Genomic DNA, 10989 nt, shown 5'->3' with positions numbered 1-10989 from the left:
GGAAGTCGTCGAGTGCCACAGCACCTCGTCGATCTTCCGCGGCTACTCGATCTTCATGAAGGGCAAGGACCCCCGCGACGCCCACTTCATCACCAGCCGCATCTGCGGCATCTGCGGCGACAACCACGCCACCTGTTCGTGCTACGCGCAGAACATGGCGTACGGAGTCAAACCGCCGCACCTCGGTGAGTGGATCGTCAACCTCGGCGAGGCCGCGGAATACATGTTCGACCACAACATCTTCCAGGAGAACCTGGTGGGCGTTGACTTCTGCGAAAAGATGGTCTCCGAGACCAACCCGAGCGTGCTCGCCCTGGCCGAGAAGACCCCGGCGCCGCAGGCCGGCGCGCACGGCTACCGGACCATCGCCGACATCATGCGCTCGCTCAACCCGTTCAGCGGCGAGTTCTACCGCGAGGCGCTGGTGGTCAGCCGCTGGACCCGAGAGATGTTCTGCCTCATGGAGGGTCGCCACGTGCACCCGTCCACGCTGTACCCCGGCGGCGTCGGCACCGTCGCGACGATCCAGCTCATGACGGACTATATGACGCGGCTGATGCGCTACGTCGAGTTCATGAAGAAGGTCGTGCCGATGCACGACGACCTGTTCGACTTCTTCTACGAGGCGCTGCCCGGTTACGAGAAGGTCGGGCTGCGGCGCACCCTGCTGGGCTGCTGGGGCTCGTTCCAGGACCCCGAGGTGTGCAACTTCGCCTACAAGGACATGGAGCGCTGGGGTAACGCGATGTTCGTCACCCCGGGCGTGGTGGTCGACGGCAAGCTGGTCACCCACTCGCTGGTGGACATCAACCTCGGCATCCGAATCCTGTTGGGCAGTTCGTATTACGACGACTGGACCGATCAGGAGATGTTCGTCAAGACCGATCCGCTCGGCAACCCGGTAGACCGGCGGCACCCGTGGAACCAGCACACCAACCCGCACCCGCAGAAGCGGGACATGGACGGCGGCAAGTACAGCTGGGTGATGTCGCCACGCTGGTTCGACGGCAAGGACCACCTGGCGCTGGACACCGGCGGCGGCCCTTTGGCGCGGCTGTGGGCGACCGCGCTGGCCGGGCTGGTCGACATCGACTACGTCAAGGCGACCGGCAACAGCGTCAAGATCAACCTCCCCAAGACCGCGCTCAAGGGCCCGGTGGAGTTCGAGTGGAAGGTCCCCAGGTACGGCAGCAACACGATCGAGCGGGACCGGGCGCGCACCTACTTCCAGGCCTACGCGGCGGCGTGCGGGCTGTACTTCGCCGAGAAGGCGCTCGCGGAGATCCGCGCCGGGCGCACCAAGACGTGGGAGCGCTTCGAGGTGCCCGACGAGGCCATCGGTTGCGGCTTCACCGAGGCGGTGCGCGGGGTGCTCAGCCACCACATGGTGATCCGGGACGGCAAGATCGCCAACTACCACCCGTATCCGCCCACCCCGTGGAACGCCAACCCGCGCGACAGCTACGGCACGCCGGGGCCCTACGAGGACGCGGTGCAGGGCCAGCCGATCTTCGAGGAGAACGGCCGGGACAACTTCAAGGGCATCGACGTCATGCGCACGGTGCGCAGCTTCGACCCGTGCCTGCCGTGCGGTGTGCACATGTACCTGGGCAAGGGCAAGACCCTGGACAGACTGCACACGCCAACGCAGTCGCCCGTCGAGGAGTGACGCATGGCGGATCGCCCGGAGACTCCCGACAACGAAACGCAGTGGCGATCGGCGGGCGATCGGATCCAGACACTGCTGGATTCCTGCGCGGCAAGTGGGGCCGCCGCGTATGAGCGCGCGCAGCAGTTGGTCCGCGAGGTAGTCGGGCTCTACGGGGCCGGGCTGGAACGGATGATGCAGTTGGCCGCGGACCCGGCCTTCGACAATGGATTAGCCGAGCGGCTGGCCACCGACGACCTGGTGGCCAGCCTGCTCCTCGTCCACGGGCTGCACCCGCACGACGTGCACCGGCGGGTGTCCGACGCGCTGGACCGGGTGCGGCCTTATCTCGGGTCGCACGGCGGCGACGTCGACCTGCTGGAGATCGCCGACGGGCCCGAAGGCGCTGTCGTGCTTCTCGCCTTTAAAGGGAGTTGCAAGAGCTGCCCGTCGTCGGCGGTGACGCTGGAGCTGGCGGTCGAGGACGCGGTCCGCGCGGCCGCGCCGGAGGTCACCTCGATCGAGGTCGTCACCGCCCCGCTCGAGGAAGCCGCCGGCGTGATCCCGGCGGAATCGCTGATGGCGCATGTGAAGTCGAACGGACACGCCGCCTGCTGGCATCCGGTGCCCGAGGTGGCCGACCTGGCTCCCGGCGAGGTGGCCGGATTCCTGGTTTCGGGCACCCCGCTGCTGGTGTGCAGGGTGGGCGACCTGCCGCTGGCCTACCGCGACCATTGTCCGGTGTGTGATGACTCGTTAGCGGGCGCACAACTGCGCGAGACGCTGCTGGGCTGCCCGCGCTGCGGCACGCAGTTCGACATCGTGCTCGCGGGTGCTGGCCCCGACGGCACCCACCTCGAGCCGCTGCCCCTGCTGCCTCGCGACGGGGTGCCATCGGTAGCACTGGCCGAACCGATGGGGGCCCCGGCATGAGCACTCCTTTTGACGTGCTGAGCCGGATTCGAAGCAATCGGCGGGCCCCTGAGCCGGCCGGCGAGCGGTGCGAGATGTGCGCGGAGGCGATCGCCGACGAGCACCAGCACGTGGTGAACGTCGCTGCGCGGCAGCTGATGTGCGTCTGCCGGGCCTGTTATCTGCTGTTCACCGACTCGCAGGCCGAGCTGCGGTATCGCGCGGTGCCGGACCGCTATCTGGCGTTTCCGGGCTTCGCCCTGGACCGGCGCGCGTGGGAGGCGCTGCAGATCCCGGTCGGCGTCGCCTTCTTCTTCACCAACTCGGAGCTCGGGCGCACGGTCGCGTTCTACCCCGGCCCGGCCGGCGCGTGCGAATCCGAGCTCGACCTGGACGCGTGGAACGCCGTCGGCGGCGCCGACCCGCGGGCGCGCCTCCTGGCCGATGACGTCGAGGCGCTGCTGGTCCGGGTCCCGGAAGACGAGAACGCCGAACCGCAAAGCTATTTGGTTCCGATCGACGCCTGCTACGAGTTCGTCGGGCGCCTGCGCACGATGTGGCGGGGGTTCGACGGTGGCCAGGAGGCCCGGGCCTTCATCGACCGCTTCTTTGCCGACATCAAGGCCCGCGCCATCGAGACACCGGGGACGCCGGGGACGCCGGGGACACCGCCATGACCGGGGAGCACGTGGACGTGAACTTCGCGGTGCTCGACGTGGCGCCCGAGCCGTTTTCCGTCAGCCCGGTGCTGACCGCGCGCGTCAGCGTCGCGGCCGGCGGGGACGACCCCGTGCACGCGATCTCGCTGCGCTGCCAGGTCAGGATCGAACCGCTGCGGCGTTCCTACTCAAAGGAGGAGGAGGCCGGCCTGCTCGACTTGTTCGGGCCGCGCGAACGCTGGGCCACCACCCAGCGCACCTTCCTCTGGCAGCACGCCACCGCGATGGTGCCCGGCTTCGCCGGCAACACGACGGTCGCCCTGCCCCTGGACTGCACCTACGACTTCGAGGTCGCCGCCGCCAAGTACCTGCACGCGCTGCGCGATGGCGCGCTGCCCCTGCAATTCCTCTTCAGCGGAACCATTTTCGTCAAATCCGAACGCGGGTTCTCGGTCCAGCAGGTGCCGTGGGACTGCGAGTATCGCTACGACATGCCGATCACGGTGTGGCGGGAGCTGATCGCGCAGCACTACCCGAACACCGGCTGGGTGCGGCTGAGCCACGAAACCGTAGTGGCCCTGGCCGCCTACAAGTCGGCGCAGGGGCTGCTCGACCTCGACCACGCGGTCACCTCGCTGTTGGACACCGACCGGGAGACGACGCGGTGACCTCGAATTGGGACCGGGCCCGCGCCGTCGCCGACGCGGTGCTGTACGAGGGCTATCTGCTCTACCCGTACCGGGGGACGTCGAGCAAGAATCAGTCGCGTTGGCAGTTCGGCGTTCTGGGCCCGCCCGGCGCCGCGGACGCGGGCCTGGGCGAGGACGACAGCCTCGCGGCGGAGTTCCTGGTAGACGGGGGCCGGGCGCTGACCGTGGTGGTGCGGTTCCTGCAGTTGCAGCACCGCCGGGCCGAGCGGGAATTCGCCCACGGCGAGTTCGAGCCGGTCGGCGAGCTGACCACCCCGGCCGGGTCGTGGCTGACCTGGGACGAGGCGGTGGAATGCGAGCGGTCGTTCGGCCCGCTCGCATTCGAGGACCTGCCGTGCGCGTTGCCGTTCGTGGCCGACGCGGCAACCGAGGTCGAATACCTCGACGGCGGCCGCCTGGTGCGCCGGCGCCAGGAGGTGCTCGGACTGCTGACCGTCTCCGGCGAGCCGGACGGCGGCCTGCGCCGGGTGTCGGTGCGGGTCGGCAACGTCGGGGAGGCCGTCGGCGACAAAGCCGACGGAAAAGACTCCGTGATTGCCCGCTCGATGATCGGCACCCACATCATCGCCGAAGTCGTTGGCGGCGAGTTCGTTTCGCTGCTCGAACCGCCGCCGGGCGCCGCCGACGCGGTGTCGCGGTGTGGCCGGCACCGCTGCTTCCCCGTGCTGGCGGGCCCCGAGGGCACCCGGGACATCCTGCTGATCTCGCCGATCATCCTCTACGACCACCCGGAGGTCGCCGAACAGAGCGGCACGGCCCTGTACGACTGCACGGAGATCGACGAGATTCTCACGCTGCGCGTGATGACGATGACGGAGGAGGAGAAGGCGCAGGCGCGGGCCACCGATCCGCGGGCCGCGCACATCATCGACCAGTGCGACGCGATGTCGCCCGAGTCGATGGCGCGCCTGCACGGTGTGTTGCGCGACCCCCACGCGATCCCGGGTCTGGTGCCCGAGATCCCCGAGGGGGTCGACTGGTGGGATCCGCTGGCCGACAACGCGGTTCGTCCCGAGGTCGACGCGGTGCTGGTGAACGGGGTCCGGGTCGCGCGCGGCAGCCGGGTCCGGTTGCGGCCGCGGCGCAACGCCGACGCCCAGGACCTCTTCGTCGCCGGCAAGACCGCCCGCGTCACGTCGGTGCATGAGGACGTCGAGGGCAACAAACACGTCGCGGTCGTCGTCGACGACGACCCCGCCGCCGAGCTGCACGACTGGTACGGCCGCTATCTCTACTTCTCCCCCGACGAAGTGGAGCCGCTCGAAGCCTCGCAACCCGCGACGTGAAAGGAGTTCGAAATGGAAGTCTTGGGTTGGATATTCCTCGCCATCATCGCGTTGGTGGTCGGGATCGGACTGGTGTTGGGGCTGGCGTCGATTCCCGACGCCCGCCGCTACCTGAAACTGAGGCGGATGTAGCCGCCTGGGCGACCCGATGACAGCGCGCATCCTGGTGGCCGGGATCGGCAACATCTTCCTGGGGGACGACGGGTTCGGCTCGGAAGTGGTTCGCAACGCCGAGATCCCGCAGGGCGATTCGGGCGTCCGCGTCACCGACTACGGCATCAGGGGCATGCACCTGGCCTACGACCTGCTCGAGGACTGGGACACCCTGGTCCTCGTCGACGCCGTACCCAGCCGAGGCAACCCCGGCACGTTGCACGTGTTCCAGGCCGACCATGAATCGGGCTCCGGCACGGCCGGTGTCGACGGTCACAGCATGGATCCCGCCGCGGTGTTCGCCAGCCTGCGGGCCCTGGGCGGCAGTCCGCCCTACACGGTCGTCGTCGGGTGCGAGGCGGGCAGTGTCGAGGAGGGCATCGGCCTGACCGAGCCCGTGGCCAGGGCCGTCCCGCGGGCCGCGCGGGCCGTCGAGGAAATAGTCGCGGCGCTGCAAACGGCCGCGCGGGAGGACCGCTGATGTGCCTGGGGATACCGGGTCAGGTGATCCGGATGCTGGACGGTTACGAGGGCCAGCTCGCGCTGGTCGATGTCACCGGCGAGCAGCGCAGGGTCAACGTCGGCATGTTGCCGGAGGAGACGTTCGCGCCCGGCGACTGGATAATCATCCACATGGGCTTCGCCGTCGAAAAGACAGACCGCGCCGGCGCCGAGCAGGCGATGGCCGGCCTCGAGCTGATGGGCAGGGGCCGCGCCGACCCGACAGTCAGCCCGGAGGGCGGTTGAGATGACCGAATCCCCCCTGCTGCTGCGATCGGACGACGTCCGGCAGCGCTTCACCGTGACCGGTGTTGTCCAGGGGGTCGGCTTCCGTCCTTTCGTGCACCGCATCGCCAGCGAGCTGGGCCTGGCCGGCTTCGTCGGCAACGATTCCGGCGCCGTCTTCCTCGAGGTGCAGGGCGAGCGCGCCCGCGTCGACGAATTCGCCCGCCGGCTGCGCGCCGAGGCCCCGCCGCTGGCCCGGATCAGCACCGTCAGCGTCACCGACGTCGCGACCGGCGCGACGGACCGGGGGTTCCGGATCGTGGAGAGCCGGACGATCACGGGCGCTCACACCTTCAAGACCCCGATCCCGCCCGACATCGCGGTGTGCCACGACTGCGTCGGCGAGCTGTTCGACCCGCGCGACCGGCGCTACCGGCACCCGTTCGTGACGTGCACCAACTGCGGGCCGCGGTTCACCATCATCCGCGAGTTGCCGTACGACCGGCCGGCCACCACGATGTCGGCATTCGCCATGTGCGAGCGCTGCGCCGCCGAATACCACGATCCGGCCGATCGCCGGTTCCACGCGCAGCCGATCGCCTGCCCCGATTGCGGTCCGTCGCTGCGGTTTTCGTCATCGGCCGGATCCGTCGCCGGGTCGGACGCCGCGCTGGCGGCCACCCAACGCGCGCTGGCGGTGGGTGCGGTGGTCGCTGTCAAGGGCATCGGCGGCTACCACCTGGCCTGCGCGGTCGACGACGAGGCGGCGGTCGCGGTGCTGCGGGCGCGAAAGTCGCGGGGCGCCAAGCCTTTCGCCATGCTGGTCCGCGACCTCGACGTCGCGCGCCGCTACGCGCACCTCGACGCCGACGAGGCCGCGGTGCTGACCGGCCCAGCCCGCCCGATCGTGCTGCTGAGGCGGCGCCGGGGCGCGCCCGTCGCCGACGCCGTCGCGCCCGGCAGCCCGCGGCTCGGCCTGATGCTGCCGTACTCCCCCGTCCATCACCTGCTGCTGGCGCCCGTGCCCGGCGCCGCCGGGCCGGTGCCCGACGCCCTGGTGCTCACCAGCGCGAACCGTTCCGACGAGCCCATCTGCTTCACCGATGACGATGCCGCCCAACGGCTTCCGGCGCTGTGCGACGCGGTACTCGACCACGACCGGCCGATCCACGTCCCGTGCGACGACTCGGTGGTGCGCGTCGTCAGAGACGAGAAAGGGGCCCGGGAGCTGCCGATCCGCCGGTCCCGCGGCTTCGCGCCGTTGCCGGTCGATCTCGGGCAGGCGGGCCCGGCCGTGCTCGCCGTGGGCGGGGAACTGAAGAACACCTTCTGCCTCACCGACGGCTCCCGCGCGTACCTGTCCGGCCACATCGGCGACATGGCCACCTGGGAGACGCTGCGGGCGTTCGAGCGCGCGGTGGGTCAGCTCACCGGGATACGCGGCACGCCGGCGCGCCTGGCCGCCGACCTGCACCCCGGCTACCACACCCGCAACTGGGCCGAGCGCCACGCGGGCGACCGGCCGCTGGACCTCGCCCAGCACCACCACGCGCACGTGGTCTCGCTGCTGGCCGAGCACGGGCGCATCGGAGAGCCCGTCATCGGGGTCTCGTTCGACGGAACCGGCTACGGCTGCGACCAAACCATCTGGGGCGGCGAGATTCTCGCCCTCGGGACCGAGAGCCACCGATTCGTTCGCGTCGGCCACCTGCTGCCGGTCCCGCTGCCCGGCGGTGACGCCGCGGTGCGCAACCCGTGGCGGATGGCGCTGTCGCAATTGTGGACGGCCGACATCGACTGGACCCCCGACCTCGCACCCGTCGCCGCCGCGACCCCGGACGAATTGCGCCTCACCCGTTCGCAATTGGAGAGCGGCACCGGGTGTGTGCCGTGTTCGAGCATGGGCCGGCTGTTCGACGCGGTCGCGTCGCTGCTCGGAGTGCGCCACCGGATCGACTACGAGGGCCAGGCCGCCATCGAGCTCGAGGCGCTCGCCGAGTCGGTGCCCGACGATCCGGGGACAGGCCCGTCGCTGCCGCTGACGGTGCGGACCGACGGGGTGATCGATCCCACCACGATGGTGCAGACGATGGTGGCCGCGCTGTACGCCGGTACCCCACCCGCGCCGCTGGCCGCCTCGTTCCACGAGGCGGTTGCGGACGCCGTCGCCAAGGTGGTCGCCCAGGTGGCCGGCGAGACCCGGCTCGTCGGCCTGACCGGCGGGGTTTTCCAGAATGTGCTGTTGCTGCGCGCATGCCGGAAGCGGCTGCGGCGCAACGGGTTCGAGGTGCTGACCCACCGCATTGTTCCGCCGAACGACGGCGGGCTGGCGCTGGGCCAGGCCGCGATCTCGATGCTGAGGGGAACTGAAGAGGGATGGGCAGAGGGGGACCGATGACAACCACCGCCATCGACCGCGGGCTGGGCGCCGGATTGGCCGAGGATTTGGCCGCCACCGCGTTCACGCTGGCGAAGCGCTTCGCCGCGGGCGCGACGATGTGGTCGATCGCGCCGTCGTGGGAGCCGCATGCGCTGCACATCGCGGTCGAATTCGTGCATCCGGTGATCATGGGCAAGCGGGCCCTGCCCGCGGTGGCGCTGACCGGACCCGACCTGGTGGACCTGGCGCGGGTGTCGGTGCGGCCCGGCGACATCGTGGTCGCGGTCTCCGGCGCCGACGACGCACAGGTCCGCTCCGTGATGCGGCGCAGCCCGGCCTGGGGCGCCACCACGATCTGGATCGGCAGCGGCGAGCGGCCGGCAGCAGGGATGGCGGACCACGTGCTGTGGCTCGACGACCCCGACCCGCGGGTGCCCGCGACGGGCGGCTTCGTGCTGTTCTATCACCTGCTGTGGGAGCTGACCCACGTGTGCTTCGAACACTCGGGGTTGCTCAAAGACGAGTGCACCGAATCGGTTTGCGTCACGTGCAGCGACGAGGGTCGCCTGGGCGAGGTGGTGACGGCGTCGGCCGACGGGCAGGCGGCGGTGCGCACGTCGCGGGGCATGGAGAACGTGATCACCACCCTCGTCGACCCGGTCGCCGCCGGCGACCTGGTCCTGGTGCACGCGGGCACGGCGATCAGCCGCGTCGGCGACGAGGAGGACGTCCGATGACCGACGAGCCCACCAACTTCCTGTATCCGTTCATCGACGCGCAGGAGGACGACCCCGAGTCGCTGCTGGCCGACCTGGCGGCCTCCGCGCAGGCGAAAGCCGCCGAGAGCCTGGCGTTGCGCCGCTCCACCCTCGAGGCCAACGCCGACCTGCTGGAGGCGGCCGCCACCGAGATGGCGCGCCGCTTCGCGGCGGGCGGGCGGTTGTTCACCTTCGGAAACGGCGGCAGCTGCACCGATTCCACCACGTTGGCGCGGCTGTTCGCCCGGCCGCCGCTCGGGCAGCCGCTGCCCGCGTGGCCGTTGACCGCCGACCAGGCGGTCATGACCGCGCTGGGCAACGACGTCGGGTTCGAGCTGGTGTTCGCCCGTCAGCTGATCGCCCGGGCGAAGGCCGGTGACATCGCCATCGCCATGTCGACGAGCGGCGGGTCGCCCAACCTGCTCGCGGCGCTCGCCGAGGCGCGCCGGCGCGGGCTGTACACCGTCGGTTTCGCCGGCTACGACGGCGGCGCGTTCGCCAACAACCCCGACGTGGACGCCTGCTTCGTCGTTCGCTCGCAGAGCGTGCACCGCATTCAGGAATCGCAGGCGCTGCTGGGCTACCAGCTGTGGTTGAGCCTGCACCAACATCTCGGCGGCGATCGAGGATTGGGGGCGGCATGAATAAGTCAGCGGGCGAATATCTTTCCTCGGGGCCGCGGTTCGCCGAGGGCGAGGTGATCGAGCGGATCGAGTCGTTCCGCAGGCGCCGCCCCCGGTTGCTCGACGACCACGTGACCCTGGCCCACGGCGCGGGCGGCAAGGCCTCGGCGGCGCTGGTGGACGCGGTGTTCCTGGAGGCCTTCCGCAACCCGTTGTTGGAGTCGTTGGGTGACGGCGCGGTGTTGACGTTGCCCGGTGGCGAGCGCCTGGCGATGTCGACGGACTCGTTTGTGGTGCAGCCCAGGCGTTTTCCCGGTGGGTCGGTCGGTGAGCTGGCCGTCCACGGCACCTGCAACGACCTCGCGATGGCCGGGGCCGTGCCGTCGTGGATCTCGGCGGCGTTCGTGATCGAAGAGGGCTTGCCGATCGCCGAGTTGAAGGAGATCGTCGCCGACATGGCCGCCGCGGCCGCGGCCGCGGGTGTGCAGATCGTCACCGGTGACACCAAGGTGGTGCCCAAGGGCGCGGCCGACGGGCTGTTCGTCACCACCACCGGGGCCGGTGTCATCCCGGTGGGCCGCACGCTCGCGCCCTCGTCGGTGCGCACCGGCGACAAGGTGCTGTTGTCGGGGTCGATGGGCGACCACGGCATGGCCGTCATGCTCGCCCGCGGCGACCTGGCGATCGAGGCCGACATCGTCTCCGACACCGCGTCGGTCAGCCCGCTGGTGGAACTGCTGCTGGCGGCCGCCCCGTCCACCCGGTGGATGCGCGACGCGACCCGCGGCGGGGTCGGCACGGTGTGCAACGAACTCGCCCAGGCCTGCGGCCTGGGGGTGCTGCTGGAAGAGGAGCGGCTACCCGTGCGGCCCATGGTGAATGGCGCCTGCGAGCTGCTCGGCATCGATCCCCTGTACGTCGCCAACGAGGGCAAGTTCGTCGCCGTCGTCGCGCCGGAGGAGGCCGAGGCCGGGCTGGCCGCGTTGCGGTCGCACCCACTGGGGGCCGACGCGGCCGAGGTGGGGGAAATCGTCACCGAACCGGCCGAAAGCGTGGTGCTGCGCACCGGCTTCGGCGGCACCCGGATGGTCGACATGCTCGTCGGCGACCCGCTGCCACGGATCTGCTGAGTAT

Annotated in this window: 11 protein-coding genes and 1 pseudogene; all 12 read left to right on the top strand. The window is 70.4% G+C overall.

Going from position 1 to position 10989, the window contains the following annotated elements; translation table 11 throughout:
• On the top strand, nucleotides 1-1669 hold a 1669-nt coding region (locus tag VMD50_RS00320), incomplete at its 5' end, for a nickel-dependent hydrogenase large subunit (RefSeq protein ID WP_325423698.1).
• 3 nt (nucleotides 1670-1672) lie between these two features.
• Nucleotides 1673-2581 (top strand): NifU family protein, encoded by a 909-nt coding sequence (locus VMD50_RS00315; RefSeq protein ID WP_325423696.1) that lies wholly within the window; start codon nucleotides 1673-1675, stop codon nucleotides 2579-2581.
• Nucleotides 2578-3237, top strand: a complete 660-nt coding sequence (locus VMD50_RS00310) for a DUF5947 family protein (RefSeq protein WP_325423694.1) — start codon at nucleotides 2578-2580, stop codon at nucleotides 3235-3237. Before VMD50_RS00315 ends, VMD50_RS00310 begins: the two co-directional genes overlap by 4 nt.
• A complete protein-coding gene (locus VMD50_RS00305) occupies nucleotides 3234-3887 on the top strand; it encodes a DUF6084 family protein (RefSeq protein ID WP_325423692.1) in 654 nt (217 codons plus the stop codon). The genes VMD50_RS00310 and VMD50_RS00305 overlap by 4 nt, the downstream gene beginning before the upstream one ends.
• Nucleotides 3884-5237, top strand: a pseudogene (locus tag VMD50_RS00300) (hypothetical protein); the annotation flags it as partial. The gene VMD50_RS00305 and the pseudogene VMD50_RS00300, both read left to right, overlap by 4 nt.
• Nucleotides 5228-5347: a DUF6893 family small protein gene (locus VMD50_RS29760; RefSeq protein ID WP_414685958.1), complete on the top strand. Its 120-nt coding sequence runs from the start codon at nucleotides 5228-5230 to the stop codon at nucleotides 5345-5347. The pseudogene VMD50_RS00300 and the gene VMD50_RS29760, both read left to right, overlap by 10 nt.
• A gap of 16 nt (nucleotides 5348-5363) precedes the next feature.
• Entirely contained in the window at nucleotides 5364-5849 is a 486-nt protein-coding gene (locus tag VMD50_RS00295) for a hydrogenase maturation protease (protein ID WP_325423688.1), read from the top strand.
• Entirely contained in the window at nucleotides 5849-6115 is a 267-nt protein-coding gene (locus VMD50_RS00290) for a HypC/HybG/HupF family hydrogenase formation chaperone (protein WP_325423686.1), read from the top strand. The genes VMD50_RS00295 and VMD50_RS00290 overlap by 1 nt, the downstream gene beginning before the upstream one ends.
• 1 nt (nucleotide 6116) lies before the next feature.
• Nucleotides 6117-8492 carry a carbamoyltransferase HypF gene (gene hypF / locus VMD50_RS00285; RefSeq protein WP_325423684.1) on the top strand — a complete coding sequence of 792 codons (2376 nt, stop codon included), beginning with the start codon at nucleotides 6117-6119 and terminating at the stop codon, nucleotides 8490-8492.
• Nucleotides 8489-9211 carry a HypC/HybG/HupF family hydrogenase formation chaperone gene (locus tag VMD50_RS00280; protein WP_325423682.1) on the top strand — a complete coding sequence of 241 codons (723 nt, stop codon included), beginning with the start codon at nucleotides 8489-8491 and terminating at the stop codon, nucleotides 9209-9211. The genes hypF and VMD50_RS00280 overlap by 4 nt, the downstream gene beginning before the upstream one ends.
• The gene (locus tag VMD50_RS00275) at nucleotides 9208-9876 is read left to right on the top strand and encodes a D-sedoheptulose-7-phosphate isomerase (RefSeq protein ID WP_325423680.1); all 669 of its coding nucleotides are present in this window, start codon (nucleotides 9208-9210) and stop codon (nucleotides 9874-9876) included. Before VMD50_RS00280 ends, VMD50_RS00275 begins: the two co-directional genes overlap by 4 nt.
• Nucleotides 9873-10985, top strand: a complete 1113-nt coding sequence (gene hypE, locus VMD50_RS00270) for a hydrogenase expression/formation protein HypE (protein ID WP_325423678.1) — start codon at nucleotides 9873-9875, stop codon at nucleotides 10983-10985. Before VMD50_RS00275 ends, hypE begins: the two co-directional genes overlap by 4 nt.
• Nucleotides 10986-10989 lie beyond the last annotated feature (4 nt).

The sequence above is a fragment of the Mycobacterium sp. genome, from assembly GCF_035506235.1.
Taxonomy (GTDB): Bacteria; Actinomycetota; Actinomycetes; order Mycobacteriales; family Mycobacteriaceae; genus Mycobacterium.
This window is presented reverse-complemented; position numbering and strand designations above follow the sequence as displayed.